The organism is Gardnerella sp. KA00718, assembly GCF_049244285.1.
Taxonomy (GTDB): domain Bacteria; phylum Actinomycetota; class Actinomycetes; order Actinomycetales; family Bifidobacteriaceae; genus Bifidobacterium; species Bifidobacterium vaginale.
This window is the reverse complement of record NZ_CP058370.1, coordinates 682,658-698,907: the sequence shown is the minus strand read 5'-3', so window position 1 is coordinate 698,907 and position 16,250 is coordinate 682,658. Positions and strand designations below refer to the sequence as shown.

The window sequence follows — 16,250 nt, the reverse complement described above, 5'->3', positions numbered from 1 at the left end:
TACGCAATCATGCTCTGTCTTTTATAAAACCGCAGCACTCGATTTCTGATAACTCAATAAAACCAGCAGATTTATAAAAAGCAATAGTTTTTTCAGTACAATCCGTGGTTAATTGAATTTGACGAACATTAGGGTAAAAATCCACAATCGCATTTAACAAAGCAGAGCCTATTCCCTGCCTTTGATACTCTGGCAAAACAAGAATATCCTGAATAAGAACAACCGTATATCCGTCACCAACAGCTCTAGCAATTCCAACTAGCTCATCATTTTTATACGCAGCTAAAACCTTGAGTGAATTGTTAAAGCCATTTTCTAAAGCAACTAAATCATCTGTATACGAAGACCAACCAACAGAATCATATAGTCTTAAAATATCTTTGCTATTATATTTTTCGTACTCTTTTAGTTGAACATCTGCTAGATTCATTTACAACAACACCTCGCAAAACATAACAAAAGTGCGCGATCTAAAACGTAAAAACGGAAGAACGCGCACTAATAATAATACTTAACAACAGCTAAAACAGCTACTTTTTAAGTTGCACTGGCTCGTGATCCTTGCCCATCTTAAACTTAAGACCTGCACGCTGCCACATGCGATATTCGCCAACTGCCGTAAAGAGAACATCTGTGGAAGAGTTAAGCGCAGTTTCGCACGAATCTTGAATCACGCCAATAATAAGACCAATAGCAACTACTTGCATAGCAATATCGTTTGAAATACCAAACGATGAGCACGCAAGAGGTATAAGCAAAAGCGAACCACCAGCAACACCAGACGCGCCTGCAGCGCTAACTGCAGAAAGCACAGACAAAATCACAGCTGTTGGAATATCAACGTAAATCCCAAGAGTGTGAGCAGCACACAAAGCCATAATCGAAATCGTTATAGCAGCACCACTCATATTAATGGTTGATCCAAGCGATATAGAAACTGAGTAATTGTCTTTGTTAAAACCGAGTTTTTCGCACAAATTCATGTTTACAGGGATATTTGCAGCAGAAGAACGCATAAAGAACGCTGTAACTCCCGAATCGCGCAACGTTCGCAATACAAGAGGATACGGATTCTTGCCAGTGAGAGCAAAAACCAAAATTGGATTAACAATCAAAGCAACAACAGCCATAGTGCATACTAATAAGGCAATAACGGAACCGTATTCACTAAAAATACGAAGACCATTGCTTGCCACTGTTGTATAAACAAGACCCATAATGCCGAAAGGCGCTGCGTTAATAATCCAGTGAACAATTTTTCCAATAGCAGACGAAACGTTATCAAAGAATGCTTTAGTGGAAGGCTCAGCCAAACGAAGCGCTACACCAAAGGCAATTGCCCAGAATAAAATACCAATAAAGTTTCCCTTAGCAAGAGCGTCTACAGGGTTTACAACAATATTTAACACAAGAGAATTAAGAACTTCACCGATTCCTTGAGGAGATGGTGAAGATGCTGCTTCAACATGCGCAAAAGTGAAGTCAACAGGGAAAATCATAGCTGCACATACAGCTATAAGGCTTGCAGTGAAAGTAGAAATCGCATACAACACGATTACAAGCTTCATGTTTCCAACACTTTTTGCTTTTGCAAGCGCTCCAATCACAAGGCAAAATACCAAGATAGGCGCAACGGATTTAAGTGCGCTCACAAACAGCTTTCCAATAAGATCTAACACGTAAACGTGAGCTGGCACAAAAAGACCAAGTGCAGCGCCAAGAAAAAGACCAATGACAATACGCAGAATAAGGTCAATGTTATTCCACTTTTGAATAATCTTGTGCATGAGAGTCTCCTGTAATTTAGTTTGTGCAGAATATTTTATACTCTTTTATTTGTATTCATACTCGCAAGATCTTCTATTTTTACATATTATACACACGCATGCATATATATGCAAATCGTTAAGTTCTAGCAATTTAACAATGCCTTTTGCTTAGAAGATAACACTTATTAATCACATATAAACTTCATATATTCTGCAGCGCAAATCATCTAATCTGCATAACTCGTATTGGGTAATTGAGGCAAAACAACAAGCAATCCTGCTGTGAAAATCAGCGCGAGTATAGGCAAAAGCTGCCATTGGAACGCCGATGAGAATGCAAATCCAATCCAAGAACCAGTAGTAGCACCAATCGCAAACGCGAGGCGCGCCCAACCAGAAAACTTAGCGAGAGCACTCCCATTAAACAGAATCTGACGCGCAACAATAATCGGCTCTACTAGTAGCATTCCGCCAATCGCTTCAAGTAAGAATGCAAAGCACATCATTGGCAAAAGATTAATAAACATAAGACAATAAGCAAGCAAGCTCACAGCAATACCTAAAATCGCCACTTTTCTTAAACCGAGCTTTTGAGACGAATGCGCATACAAAACGGATGCGAGCACGCTTCCTACACCAGTGAAAATATACAGTATTGTTAAAGATTTAGAGCCATATTGCTTACCTAGACCAAGAAGAATATAGGAAACAGAGCATGCAGGAATAAAAGCAACCAAAAGAGATCCAGCAAGAAGCATGATTTTACTCTTTAGTAATGGATTCGCAGATTTATTAGATGCAGATTTGGAATCAACATCATTTTCTTGATTTTCTTTCGATTCTTTCGACGCTTCCTCTACATCTTGCGGTGTTTCTTCTACTTCATTAGACGCTTGCGCTTTTTCCTCTATTTCGCAAGACGCTTGCGCAATGTCTTGTTTCATAATAAATCGCGTAGCACAAGCCGCAAAAGAAGTGACGGACGAGAAAATCAAAACCGCAGGAATCGACCAGCTTGCAATCCAAGATCCAAGCGGAGAGCCGAGCAAGGTTCCTGTAATACTTGCCAAAATACTAACAATGCCGCTGTAGTTGACAATCATACCGTCATCGCCACCTGCAGCATCAACCTCGAAAACTTCGCTAGCAATGTCAATCACTTGACCTGTAATCAACAATGCGCAAGAAAGAGCTACAAGCGACCACTTCCACGCAGGAGATCCAAGCATAAGAAGCGGTAGTAAACTGAGCACGCCTTCTACGCCTTCAGTCATAGCAAGAGCGCGAAAACCGCCAAGCTTATCAACTATCCAACCAGAGCATGGCGAAAGAAAATCGGCAACCGTCATAAAAGTCTTACGAAAACCAATCACCCAAGCCGGCAAGCCCACAATAATAATAGAAGGCAAAACCGAGCCTTCATACGCTTGGTTACCGAGCATAGAAAAACAGAAGCCAACCAGCGCCCATCGCAATGCTGGGCTAATAGATCTCATACGAATAAAAATATTATTCTTGCTAAATATTGACTTCACAGCAACCAACTCTCCTCTAAAACTCTTTCAAAATCGCAAATCATAATGCAAGTTTACGCAAACTTACAGGCAAACTTACACAACTACTCACAAATCGCTATCAAACTTAAATAATTCACTACAAATTACACAAATCCAATAGCTTATTTAGTAAATTTGATATCACTATACTCTTGTTTAAAAAAAGCAAAAATTGCGTTATTATCGCACATGAGTATTTCTACACTTTTTTGAGTGCACACTATGGATAGTGGGTGCACTTTTTAACGATAGAAAAAGGTAATCGTTAAAAAGTTTAAGATTAGCTTGGTAGCTTGCTGAACAATCTTACGCAATAATCAACATGCCACTAGCATTACACCCACTCCACACCAGCGAATCTAATCCTTATATAATTAACTAAATCCCATATTTATCAGCTAAAACCCTATATTGGTTAAAGTACCTTTACGCTGTTGAACCGCCACACCAACATTCCATATGATCACACCAACAATTGCCCATAACATGCCAACAACAAGAATCACAAGTAGCGATACGCCAACATTTACAGAACCATCAACTATACTACGCGATACTTGAGTAACATGAGTTACTGGAATCACATATAACACGTATTGCATCATCTTAGGAAATACGCTAATCGGAGCAATCACACCACAAACAATAGGAAGTATTGCACTAAGCGCGTTAGAAATAGTATAAACATCATTCATCATCATGCTTATAGCAGCTATAGCAATACCAAATCCCGTAGAAGCAACAGGAACAATAAGGAACAACAGCATCAACGCACTCATATTAATCATCAAGAAAGCACTTGGGCTTACTACAAGCATTGTTATAAACAAAGTCACAGCATCACTCACTAAAGAAATAGTCAAGAGCGCAATAATACGACCTAACCATAATGGTAATGCAACTTTTGCGCTTGTAAGCACGAATGGTGTTGTGCCTTCAAAACGATCCCATGCTAGTGCTTCTGACACAGTCATACTTGTGGAAATAGAACACGCTCCCATCACAGCAGCAAGAGTTGAAGCAATCAAACTATGATTAAAACCCGCGCTAGTTGCAGCACTAGCTGTTCCATTGAATCCTCCACTTACAGCTCCAGCTAGAAAAACGTATAAGAACGTGGATAAAAGAGGCTCAATAATCATACGAATAACAGCAGTATTCCAACTATTTAAGCTAGGTATACTCTGTATACTCACTCTTGCACCAGTTCGTATACTAGATAACACGCTCACGTGACCATACTGAGAATATTGATTATATTGATGCAATCTAGCGCACTTACTATTTTGAATAATTTTATTTCGCATAGTTTCAACCTGATTATTATTTCGTATCATATTATGTTTAAACTCCCATTAAGCGTTGCAAGTCGAATAGCATGACGTAACATAAAACCTGCAATAACAAGCAAAACGCTGGATAATACAACACATAACACAATTGCTAACACAGTAGTAGCATTAAACGATTGCGCATGAGCCACCCACACTGCAGACGTAAGCGGATGAATAAATGCAATAATGCGAGCAGGCAATGGCATTGATTCTACAGGGATTACTATTCCACAAAGCATCCATACAGGAATTAAAATCAAACCTTCATAAACTGTAGCTTTACGGCATAATACAAAAATTCCAGATAATAATGCAGCAGAAGCTACGCAAGCGAGCATAGAAAGTAAGTATCCAACTAGCTGCGTGAATGTTATCATAAAGAACCCATGGCATAAAACAGCAACGGTAATAATCGCAAGCGGCATACCAATGCACCCAAGTAAAGCTGCGGATCCTACAATAGGAAGAAACACTGCAGAAGGTGATATAACACTTAAAGTTAAATATTGTAATGTTCCTAAATAACGCTGGTATCCAATAATTCCAACAGCAGTAGTTGTAGCAGACCATAATCCAGCTATAGAAGAATCAACCCAAATATTATTAAGACAATTAGCGCAATCATGAGAAAAACCATAGTAGGCAACAATTTTCATCAACGCAAAACATACTGGAGCAAGTATCGCATTTTGCAAGAAAAACGTTGTTTTCGCTAAACTTTTAAGCTGAAACCACATGCCACGAATCACAGAAGCGTATGAATGAGTAGAAGTATTCATATTAAACCTCCTACTTACTTAATGGGAGCAAGGACGGCGAAGAAGACGGCGTAGCAGCAGAAGAAGTAGAAATATTTGATGCAGAAATATTGTCATTTTGCACAATAGCAAGATACGTTTCTTCCAAACTTGCAGCGCGATCACCTAAACGCGTAATCCCATCAACAGGAATTTTAATATTTCGTTCTTGAGATAATGTTTTGCTCCACGCGATAGTAATATTTAACACTCCGTGTGATTCAAAAACATCACACCACAACACTCCATCAAGTTTTTGCAATTCTTCCTTAACACTAGGAGTTCCGCTTGATAGTTCACAGTCATACGCGTACATTGTTACATGATCAATATGCTGCAAAGAAGCCAACTGCTGAACACTTCCCTGAGCGATAATATTACCGTGATTTATTACAGCAACAGTATCAGCTAATTTTTCAGCCTCACTCATCTCATGCGTAGTTAGCAAAATCGCTATTCCTTGATCTCGTAAAGCATGAATAATTTCACGTACTTTCCTAGCATTTTCAGGATCCAAACCAGTGGTAGGCTCATCTAAAAGCATAAGATCCGTTCTAGCGACCAGCGATCGAGCAATATGTAACCGCTGCCACATTCCCCTTGAAAAAGTTTGAACAGCATCATGAGCTTTATCAAGTAAATCGACTTGCTCAAGAGCATCGTGAATACGCTTTCCTTGCTCCCTATATGGAACAGCGGAAAGATCAGCAAAATAACGAAGATTATCTAATGCACTTAACCTTTGATAAAATCCTCGCTCACCTCCAAGAAGTAACGACACGTGCTTACGCGCTTCTCGAGGATTACTCACAGCATCAATATTGGCAATACGAACACTACCACTATCAGGAGCTAACAACGTACCAACAATTTTTACGGTAGTTGTTTTACCTGCACCATTAGGGCCAAGCAAGCAAAATATTTCACCAGAATGAATATCAAAAGATACGTTATGTAAAACTTGGCGAGTTGTTTTCTTACGACCGAATCCACGAGAATAAGATCTTGTTATATTATCAATACGCAATATTAAGTTGCTAGTTGACTGCTTATTATTGTTATCGCGACTATTAGTTGCGTCTTCTATATTATTATTCATTATTATTGCTTCGTTCTTACGTGTTATTAAAGCTTAATTCTTACTATTATTGAATAAATTTCAACAATGAAAATTAATTAGATAAAAAAGATAACGCTTGCTTACAAGAACGATAAGAACACGCAACAACATGCAAAAAACGTGCAAAAAACCAACGCGCATGTGCAAACATAATGACAAACATCATATGCAATGCGTGTTTAATACTGCTAAAGAATATGTATCTTAAGCTGTTTTATGTGCTTTTATATGCCTTTCAAACCGTTCTTAAGATTAGCGATCATTTGGGCAGTCATAGCGCAACACCTCATAAACTTAAATGTGCTTTACGTGGAAAATTATACGAGCATTACGTCAAAAACTCAAATATAAGCACGCTTAAAACTCTAAAAGAGCTATTGCTGAGTAACAATTATCACATTAACACATAGAAAATAACATTTATGCTCTATTGAAGCATCTTACTTTGCAATTTTTAATATTCATCAAAATCAATCACCTTATCAAATACATCACAATTAGTTTGCGAGCGCAACGCAACATCCAATTCAAGTAGTTATGAAGCAGAATGCAAAGGTAAAGCCGATATGAGACGCTAAGTCTATATCTTTATTTGGTCCATTGCTATATAACTTCTATATTTCAGCAATATGCATTACATCATCTTTACACTTCTTTATCTAACTTTTCCAATCCTTCAACTAGAGTCTCTACAAATTTTTTCCTGTCTACCTGTTTGAGCACAAACACATTATCTTTGTGCTTCGGAACTTTCCTCAGATCAGCCAATGTCTGTCCTCTTGAAATCCCATTATCAGTAACAATATCTACATAATAATTTTTCCCTGAAAAAATATCTGGTTTAATTAGATATTCCACAGCACAAAGATCATGAATAGGACTGTCTACAAATCCAAACTGCTTACCACTTTCGTTATAAAAACTCAAAAGTTCATAAGCTAGATGACTGACTTTCCCTTTATCTTTTAACGTTTTAATCTCATTCAGAGTAATCGCAGCATTCTCTGTGACGTCAAGACCCGCCATGATAACCGATATTCCTGAATGAAATACTATATGAGCAGCTTCTGGATCCACGTATATATTAAATTCTGCCAACTCCGTGCAGTTTCCATGGCTAATGCCACCGCCCATCATGCTGATGCACTCTATTTTTTCTTTCACTTCAGGATGTACTTTTAAAAGAAGCGCAAGATTTGTCAACGGCGCAAGCGCAACTAGCGTGGTTTTCTCTTTGGACTCCATAATTTTATGGTACATATATTCTACTGCATTTTCTGATACAACAGGATAATCAGTTCCATTAAAATACGATCCATCCATCCCACTGTCACCATGTGCCTCTGGCGCTGTATTTAATGGCTTCACCAGGGGCTTATCCTGTCCTTTCGCGAGAGGAATATCCGAATGCACAAATTCCAAAATATTTTTTGCATTTGTTGTAACTTTTTCTATTGTCTGATTTCCTCCAACTGTAGAAATTCCCAAAATCTTTAATTTTTCAGGATTCGCGATAGCTGTAAGAATTGCCATGGCATCATCGTGCCCAGGATCACAATCAATCCATATTTGTCTCATTATTTTGCCACCCCAATCATATCGTCTATTGTTAATACACTCTTGTATCCAAGAAGATTAGCGAACTGACAGATATATGGCTGTTTTAGATTACTAGATTTTAACAATTCCTCATCCCAGAAAATCTCTTTTGGACTTACATCCCTTCTTTTCTGTTTGTTTGCCATTACAATAACTCTATTGAATTCCTTCACTACAAATTCCATATCATGCGTGATGGTTATAACAATTTTATTCTTTGAGATAAGCCAATTTATGATTTCGCCAAGTCTTTCTGTAGAACCCCTGTCCTGCCCCGCTGTTGGCTCATCCAAAATCACAACATCAGTATCCATGGCTACAATTGCAGCAATCGTAATAAATTTTCGCTTTGAATACGATAGATTGTACGGATGTTCTTCCAATACATTCTCTACTCCACAAAGCTTTGCAGCCTCTTCTACTCTTTTATTAACATCTTCCTTTGCTATTCCTCTTTTTGATAATCCAAAAGCAATTTCTTTGTAGATACTATCCTGGAAAATCTGATCATCTGGATTTTGAAATACATAACCCACATTTTTAGCAATTTGCGCTGCTGTACGATTCACTGTGCTTGTACCATTTACCAGAACTTCGCCTTTTGTTGGGCGCAATAATCCATTCATTAATTTTACTGTTGTTGTCTTGCCAGCGCCATTCTGTCCAATAATTGCTACTTTTTCTCCCTTTTCAAACTTCATACTGACGTTTTCAACTGCCGTATACCCATTTGAATATTGGAATGATACATTTTTAAGTTCTAAATATGCCATTGTCACTGTACCTCCTTCATAATCTTTTCAACTGCTTTTTTGACCGTAAGCGGAATTTCATTCCCTTTTACACTTCCCTTTTTCAGAAAATAAAGCACAATCTGAGGGAGCTGACCGCCATACTCTAATACTTTTGGATCTGTCAAAACATCTTTCGACTCTCCATGCATCACAAGCTCTCCATTATGCATCAAAAGGATAGAATCACAGTACTCTGCTATAAGATCAATCTTATGCTCAATCAAAATGATAGTTTTGCCCTGTTTTTTTAAAATATTTACGATTTCAAATATATCTTCCGTACTCTTCGGATCGAGCTGTGAAGTTGGTTCATCCATGATAACAACTTCTGGATCTAATGCAATCATGGACGCCAGAGCAACTCTTTGCTTCTGTCCACCTGATAATTCATATGGATTTTTATCCACCAATTCTTCCAGATGGAAAATTTTTACCAGTTCATCTACTCTCTCTATCATCCGCTCCCTTGGGATTCCGATATTTTCCATACCATATGCAATTTCTTCATATACGTTGTCTTTTACACCTGAAATCTGCACAAATGGATTCTGAAAAGAATAACCTACTATAGAAGCGAGTTCACCCGAACCATAAGTATCAATTTTACGACCATTGATTAAAATTTCTCCTTCTAATTTTCCTCTATATAATTCAGGAATAAAACCGCGGATAATGTTACATAACGTTGTTTTTCCGGATTCATTTTCCCCTATAAGCCCGTACACTTTACCCTGCTCGAAACAGTACGTAAAATTACGAACCACTTGCTTTTCTTCCAAAGGATATCGGTAACTTACATTTTTTAAAACAATCTCTGCCATTACATCAACCTCCATACGACATATCCGATAAACAAAATCACGCTTAATACTTCCAGCACAATGTCTAATGCTGTTTTATTAAGAACGTAAACGGAAGTTTTCTTGCCTTTTGCTGAAAATGCTCGCGATTCTAGAGCAAGTACACGTTCTTCTGTCTGCTGAATTGACGAAAGTACCAGAGGACCAAGCATTGGGATAAATGCTTTCATCCTTGTTATCAATCCACCTTCTGTTTCAATTCCTCTTGATTTCTGCGCATCTGTGATTGTTTTTGAAATAATTGACATCTGCGGAATCAATTGGATTGTTGAAGAGATAAGAAATGTTACTTTTCTTGGAGTACCTGCATGTTCCAGAGAATAAGTGATATCTTTTACTTTCGTTGTTTCAAAAAATATCATTATCGCAGAAGCTATTGCTGCAATTTTCGATGTCATAGACAAACTTGTTGCAAGTCCTATCTGAGAAAAGTGAATAAATCCCCAGATTGGTGTCTGATCATCATTAGCAACAACAAATACTTGCATAACAAATATGAACAAAATAATAATAAAAATAGATTTAAAAAATGCACTTAAGAACTGTTTCGTTGTTCCCGCCATAAGACTAATAATCAAAAATACAGGGAGCAATGCGTACTGTAATGCATATCCTGGTGTAAAAATACTAATAATCACGACCAAAAGTGTAATCATAAATTTTGTGGTTGGGTATAATTTACCAATTCTGCTATCCATTGATTTTTGCCCCTTTCTTTTTAATATATTGAAGTCCATAGTTTAATTTGACTAAAAAGCGGTCTGGAATTCTTCGCACAACAATCCATGCAACCGCAAAGTTTACAATTGTATTAATTGTTCCTGAGATTACATTTGTTGTTAATACAGAATTCCAAAGAGCCTGTCCTGATGCAACGAATGCAGCTGTAAGAAGATCTGTTCCAGCTCCAGTAACTCCACCAAACATGAACACCGTGACTACAGCAGCAGATACAGATGACACTACATTTAGAAGAACACAACCGAATACAATCCCAAGAATATTACTATAGAATTTCCATCTGGAAAGGAATCCAGATACAAGTCCAATCAGCATTGATACTATTGCATAGCCAAAAGCTGTAGGATAAATCATTCCGTTTACTGCATTTCCAAGTAATCCTGTTACCATTCCAACCCATGGACCCATGAGCATGGATACCAGAATTGTTCCAATTTGGTCAATAAAAATCGGAAGTTTCAATATTTGAGACATCTGATAGCCTACTACGTTAATGGATACGCCCACGGGTATCAATACAAGTGCTATCAATGAAAAATCATATTTTAGTCCTCTTTTCACTTCTTTTCCTTTCTGCCCGTTTATATAGTTCGTTATATTCCTAAATGGACTCTTATGTTTCCCGCCTGAATACATTTATGGAAAATTCCCATGATTCAAATTTTCAACGCTTACACAATTTATTCTTCATTCTTCATGATTTCCGAGAAAAATATCCTGTAAGCCTACATCCCACTGATGTGGTGAAAATGCTTAGCACATAAAACTACATTGTCAGTGCTTCTTTACAGCTTTTACACACATTGATGCAACTACACTAAAACCCAGCACAATTGCAAGATTCGCACCTTCGCTATCGCAATGATACAACAAGAATCCCAGTGAGTATATCTACAGGCCTTGCATAATGATCCATCTGATACACATAATCAATATTTATAGAACCAAAAACAAGTCCTTTTATCTTGCATTGCTCACATTTTAACCTCCTTGTTCATGTCGCTTATTTTTCATTTATTGTATATACTTTCTATTTCCTTCTAAAGGTCATATGTCCTTTCATAAAATTAACAACAATTTATACAAAAACAGCAGGAATTTCATTACAAAATCCCTGCTGTCATACCAATTATGAATAAATTGTTTTAGTGATTATGAATAAATATTTGTTTGTAGTTCTTTATATTGATGTTTGCTAATAATGATTTTTTTCTGTACATTTTTTAGTTCACCAGTCTCTTTCAATTTCTGTAAATTGCGCCCAACTGTCCTAATACTCATTCCGATCCCATTTGCAATGTCCTTATATTCCGCTTCTATCAGTAACTCACCACTTGCATTCTTCATATTCTGATGACTTTCGTAATATGTAATCAAAAAGAATCTCACTCGATCCAATCCAGACATGTAGTACATAATCCCATCATTTCCCGAACGTTTATATAAATCGTCTGACAGAAGATTAATGCATTTCTTAAGTAATTCTTTGTCTTCCATGATTGTCTTATATACCAACGCTGCATCTATCCGTAATGCCTTCACTTTAGTTACTGTACTAAGCGTTGCAATATAACTATCTCTCCCCGCAAGAATCTCCAATAGACCAATACTCCCGTTAGTACTGTTTAACTGAAAATAACTGTATGTACTTCCATTCATATACTCGCGTATTCCAGCAACTATGCCATACTGTATGAAATATATGTAATATGGTCTCTCGCCCCTAGATACAAGAATACTGTTCTTTTCATATTCTACTAACACGCCTTTTTTTATTATAGACTCTGGCAATGCATGCAAATTAAAATCTCCGTCTGATCTATATTTATCCCATAACTTTTCCAGAATCATACTTATCACCTGCGGCTAATTCCTCTATTATTTTGTTATCTTACTCACCATAGTTTCCACCAACAATTAAGAACAGATTATCTTTATTGCAAATGTTTTAACAATCAAGATTCCAAGTATGAAATGATCTATGTGCACATCATGCTATCAAATCCGCATACTAAATCTTACTTTATTTATTATCCTTTTGCCTTTGTTAATTAACTTGCAGACATTACGCGATACATTGTTTTTGCAGGCGCTTATTGTTGAAGAAAACTTGACTAACACTCAAAATTTTGCGTTCGTGATTGCACGATTATTCTGCCATAGTCTACGTTATCTTTTAGCGTGTATCACATTATTATATATGTTTTGATGCATTTAATCACATAATTATACGCTATGTTAATCCTAGTATGACAATCGTTACCATACATGCAACCAGAATCCCAACCGTATTAATACAATCCCAACCCTATTAATATCAGAAAGCCTCACTCCGCGAAAAATATCACGAAGTGAGGCAATCAGTCACAAGCAAAACCAGACTAAAAGTCCAGTCTTAACATGCTACTACTTGTTGCAATGACGCGAAACACCACGACGCTTACCAGCGAAAAGTGTTACACAAGCAGCAGCCAAAACAGCAGCAAACAATGGATTCTTCGTTACGTTGGCATAAGCTATCGCAGGCAGAACAGTAACACTCAAGGTCATAGCTACAACACACAAAACAGCACTAGACACTGCCAACACACGATGCTTCATATTTTTCTTCATATCCCTCACCTCGTGATACGCAATAGTCGTTAATTCACGTAAAATGGCACATATCCCTTATTTTGCGCACTGACGAAGTTCTACCGTGAACCACACTATTTGCGTTCGCTATACATTTCATAGTGTACTCCTATAACACTAATCAGTAAATATACATAAACTATGCGCGAATTTGTTTGACATTACCAATTGATATGTGGGTTATAGATCCAAAAGTGCGTAAAGCTAGGATGATTAATATTTTTGGTTTATACTCCAAGACAATTAGAAACAGAGAGTTGTTAATTTTTTTGTTCAATAATCTTATCGGTAAATGCCTTTAAAAATTCTTTAGAATTGCTCCAGGAGAAATCAAACCCAGATATTTCATCTAAAACTTTACTACAAACCCATTCATACATTCCAGCCTCTTTGCTTTTATATATTATTAGGAACAATGGTTTCATTGCTTTTTTACCTAATAATATGACACTAATATATTGTTTAGAATACATTACATCGTTATACCATTGTCCTGTCAGCCAATAGAATTTATCTTTGCGCCCCTTTTCACCAATCTCATCGCATAGATTTTGTAATTGTTTAGCCACATACGTAAGAACCTTTTTATCTATGTTTTTTATAAGCAAAGTTTCATCAACACCATTTTTACTTATCTCTTTCCAGTCAACATCTTCATTATTTTCTGAATTTCCTTCATTTCTTGCAGACTTTTGATTTTCTGTTTTTACTTCTCTATTATTATTGCTAAAACTATTCTGATTCTTACAACCTGAAATAAGTGGTATAAGACAAACTACCATAGTCAAAAAAGCATAATGCTTGATATACTTCATTATTTATACCTCCTCTACAACTTAATCTCTACCTAATTGCAACTACGATTCTCATGTTCAATCTTCACTCTGTTATTCGCTATCATCTGCCCAATATTCATTCATCTCGTAGTACAAGTCATCTTTGAGTTTAATAAAACTGACGGGATGTAAATTATGGACAAAGAATACATATATTCAGTTTACAAAATAATTGTAGCTAAAAATCATCCGATAATCTACAGGATTTTATTTCCATACATAAACAAATGTGTGGCAAAATGAGTACACGCTTTAACGATAGAAGCGAGCAACGTTAAAAGGTTTGCCATTTATTAACAAATCCCAAATGCTTCAAATTCTCTAGAATTGACTTCTGAAATTCTCTTTCATTACCAAGCTCGGGAGCATGGATAAATTCTAAAACATAACTGTCCATAAACAAATTATGCGTCTCTTGTTTTACCCTTTGTATAGCAGGCAAATTATTACTATTTGAAAGCATATAACGCTCATAATAGCCACTGTCCATCTGCCTTACCAACTCTCGGTGAGTTAGATTCTCGTTAATAGCTAAGTTAATGTAGAATTCTCTTTCTTCTTTACTCTTAGATCCAGATATTATTTTCAAATGATTCGACCAGCTCAATTGTGTCAACAACGTTGACACTTTTTCATCATCCTTATCACAGCACTCATCGCTTATAAGTGAAATTTAATGATAAAATCGATAATTTATAAGTTATAACTGATAAAATAGCAAAATCGTATCTAAAATCTCAAGAAGTAAGCTTAAAGCCACAGCACGCTAAACCTTTTAACATTTAGTCCCTACAACCACATTTTTAACCAAAGCCAATCGTCGTACTAATATCCCGCCAAACGTCGGAATAAAAATCCGCCAATTCGCAAGGAAAACAATGAAACATCGCGCTTACGCTTGCAGACTAAACCTTTTAATAATAGCCATCGCGAAACATAATCTACATGAGAGCAAAATCAAGCAGATTACGCATTATCTTCCAGTAGAAAATCTGGTAAATATTTGTGTATAATACCTTCTTGCGAAAAATTCATTGTATCCATAGATAAAACGAATTTAGGATAATTATCCTTAACCAATCGATAAACACCAAATTCCCGGCTACGAGTCTCTTCGCTAGCCATCAAATAAGAGACTTGATAATACTCAGTTTCACCTTGTCTAGTAGCAATGAAATCGATTTCTTGATTATTAATACGACCAACTTGAACCTGAAAACCACGAGACAAAAGCTCAATATAGACAATATTTTCTAGAATACGTTCAATTGACGCAACGTTTGAGAAGCCTACTGCTTGTCTAAAACCATGATCTGTTATATAGTATTTTTCCTCAACCGTCAATAACTTTTTTCCAACACTGTCATAGCGTGGAACTTTTTTCAGAAGATACGCCGCTTGGCAAAAATTCAAGTAATTCAAAATGGTATCAACTGAAACTTTACGATTTTCGCTAACAAAATATTTACGTAAACTATTAGCCGAAAAACTTTGTCCAATATTATCTAAACAAAAAAGTAAAATGCGATTAAATACGTCAACATCTCGGATCGAATTGTATTCAAGTATATCCTTAACAACAACGGTATTATAAATGTCGTTTAAATATCTAAAGCTCGGTTCCTCTTCCCCATTAAAATAATGAAGAGGAGGCATACCACCAATTTTGATATATAGCTGAAATAATTCCTGTATGCTTAAATTCAAACTTTGATACAAATTCACGAATTCGCTAAAAGTAAAAGGAAGCACCTCAAAACTTACGTAACGCCCCGCAAGCAAGGTGGCAAGCTCGCCGGACAATAATTTTGAGTTAGAACCAGTCAAATAAATATCGCAATCATAATCAACTCTAAGCGCATTTATAACACGTTCCCAGTGAGAAACTAATTGAATTTCATCAAAGAAAAAATATATTTTACCTTCGATTTGTTGACTACGTTCTGTAATTAATTTCTGCAGATCAAAATCATTTTTCACAGATAAGTATTGAGCTGATTCTAAATTGATATAAATAATATGACTTTGAGGAACGTCTACAAGCAATTCAGATTGAATCATTTTTAACAAAGTGGACTTTCCCACTCGTCTCATACCTGTAATCACCTTCACAATAGGCTTGTCAATAAAAGGTTTGATCTTATTAAGATATTTTTTACGTAATATATATGACATATCCTCACACCTTTCGATTACAGCTTTGCTTACAA

The 16,250-nt window shown here is 36.5% G+C and carries 16 protein-coding genes; all 16 read right to left on the bottom strand.

Annotated elements, in window-relative coordinates; genetic code table 11:
• Positions 1 to 7 precede the first annotated feature (7 nt).
• The gene (locus HXT55_RS02795; RefSeq protein WP_004113245.1) at positions 8 to 430 is read right to left on the bottom strand and encodes a GNAT family N-acetyltransferase; all 423 of its coding nucleotides are present in this window, start codon (positions 428 to 430) and stop codon (positions 8 to 10) included.
• Between the two features lie 100 nt (positions 431 to 530).
• Positions 531 to 1,787 (bottom strand): serine/threonine transporter SstT, encoded by a 1,257-nt coding sequence (sstT, locus tag HXT55_RS02790; RefSeq protein ID WP_004117528.1) that lies wholly within the window; start codon positions 1,785 to 1,787, stop codon positions 531 to 533.
• Positions 1,788 to 1,996: 209 nt separating this feature from the next.
• A complete protein-coding gene (locus HXT55_RS02785) occupies positions 1,997 to 3,304 on the bottom strand; it encodes an MFS transporter (protein ID WP_064623609.1) in 1,308 nt (435 codons plus the stop codon).
• 419 nt (positions 3,305 to 3,723) lie between these two features.
• On the bottom strand, positions 3,724 to 4,662 hold the full coding sequence (locus HXT55_RS02780) for an ABC transporter permease (RefSeq protein ID WP_014554499.1): 939 nt from the start codon (positions 4,660 to 4,662) through the stop codon (positions 3,724 to 3,726).
• Positions 4,659 to 5,438 carry a hypothetical protein gene (locus tag HXT55_RS02775; RefSeq protein WP_004114776.1) on the bottom strand — a complete coding sequence of 260 codons (780 nt, stop codon included), beginning with the start codon at positions 5,436 to 5,438 and terminating at the stop codon, positions 4,659 to 4,661. Before HXT55_RS02775 ends, HXT55_RS02780 begins: the two co-directional genes overlap by 4 nt.
• 10 nt (positions 5,439 to 5,448) lie before the next feature.
• The gene (locus HXT55_RS02770; protein ID WP_064623225.1) at positions 5,449 to 6,555 is read right to left on the bottom strand and encodes an ABC transporter ATP-binding protein; all 1,107 of its coding nucleotides are present in this window, start codon (positions 6,553 to 6,555) and stop codon (positions 5,449 to 5,451) included.
• Between the two features lie 666 nt (positions 6,556 to 7,221).
• On the bottom strand, positions 7,222 to 8,154 hold the full coding sequence (locus HXT55_RS02765; RefSeq protein ID WP_014554495.1) for a nucleoside hydrolase: 933 nt from the start codon (positions 8,152 to 8,154) through the stop codon (positions 7,222 to 7,224).
• Positions 8,154 to 8,948: an energy-coupling factor ABC transporter ATP-binding protein gene (locus HXT55_RS02760; protein WP_004114772.1), complete on the bottom strand. Its 795-nt coding sequence runs from the start codon at positions 8,946 to 8,948 to the stop codon at positions 8,154 to 8,156. Before HXT55_RS02760 ends, HXT55_RS02765 begins: the two co-directional genes overlap by 1 nt.
• 2 nt (positions 8,949 to 8,950) lie before the next feature.
• The gene (locus HXT55_RS02755) at positions 8,951 to 9,790 is read right to left on the bottom strand and encodes an energy-coupling factor ABC transporter ATP-binding protein (protein ID WP_004117513.1); all 840 of its coding nucleotides are present in this window, start codon (positions 9,788 to 9,790) and stop codon (positions 8,951 to 8,953) included.
• Complete coding sequence (locus HXT55_RS02750) at positions 9,790 to 10,527, bottom strand: energy-coupling factor transporter transmembrane component T (protein ID WP_075038906.1); 738 nt, start codon at positions 10,525 to 10,527, stop codon at positions 9,790 to 9,792. Before HXT55_RS02750 ends, HXT55_RS02755 begins: the two co-directional genes overlap by 1 nt.
• Entirely contained in the window at positions 10,520 to 11,131 is a 612-nt protein-coding gene (locus tag HXT55_RS02745; RefSeq protein WP_016820556.1) for an ECF transporter S component, read from the bottom strand. Before HXT55_RS02745 ends, HXT55_RS02750 begins: the two co-directional genes overlap by 8 nt.
• A gap of 591 nt (positions 11,132 to 11,722) precedes the next feature.
• Entirely contained in the window at positions 11,723 to 12,421 is a 699-nt protein-coding gene (locus HXT55_RS02740; protein WP_004113258.1) for a Crp/Fnr family transcriptional regulator, read from the bottom strand.
• A gap of 555 nt (positions 12,422 to 12,976) precedes the next feature.
• Positions 12,977 to 13,183: a hypothetical protein gene (locus HXT55_RS02735; RefSeq protein ID WP_064623652.1), complete on the bottom strand. Its 207-nt coding sequence runs from the start codon at positions 13,181 to 13,183 to the stop codon at positions 12,977 to 12,979.
• 281 nt (positions 13,184 to 13,464) lie between these two features.
• Positions 13,465 to 14,019: a hypothetical protein gene (locus tag HXT55_RS02730; protein ID WP_075038907.1), complete on the bottom strand. Its 555-nt coding sequence runs from the start codon at positions 14,017 to 14,019 to the stop codon at positions 13,465 to 13,467.
• Between the two features lie 295 nt (positions 14,020 to 14,314).
• On the bottom strand, positions 14,315 to 14,668 hold the full coding sequence (locus HXT55_RS02725; RefSeq protein ID WP_004113264.1) for a DUF1016 N-terminal domain-containing protein: 354 nt from the start codon (positions 14,666 to 14,668) through the stop codon (positions 14,315 to 14,317).
• A 338-nt stretch (positions 14,669 to 15,006) separates the two neighbouring features.
• A complete protein-coding gene (locus tag HXT55_RS02720; RefSeq protein WP_004114761.1) occupies positions 15,007 to 16,215 on the bottom strand; it encodes an ATP-binding protein in 1,209 nt (402 codons plus the stop codon).
• Between the last annotated feature and the right edge of the window lie 35 nt (positions 16,216 to 16,250).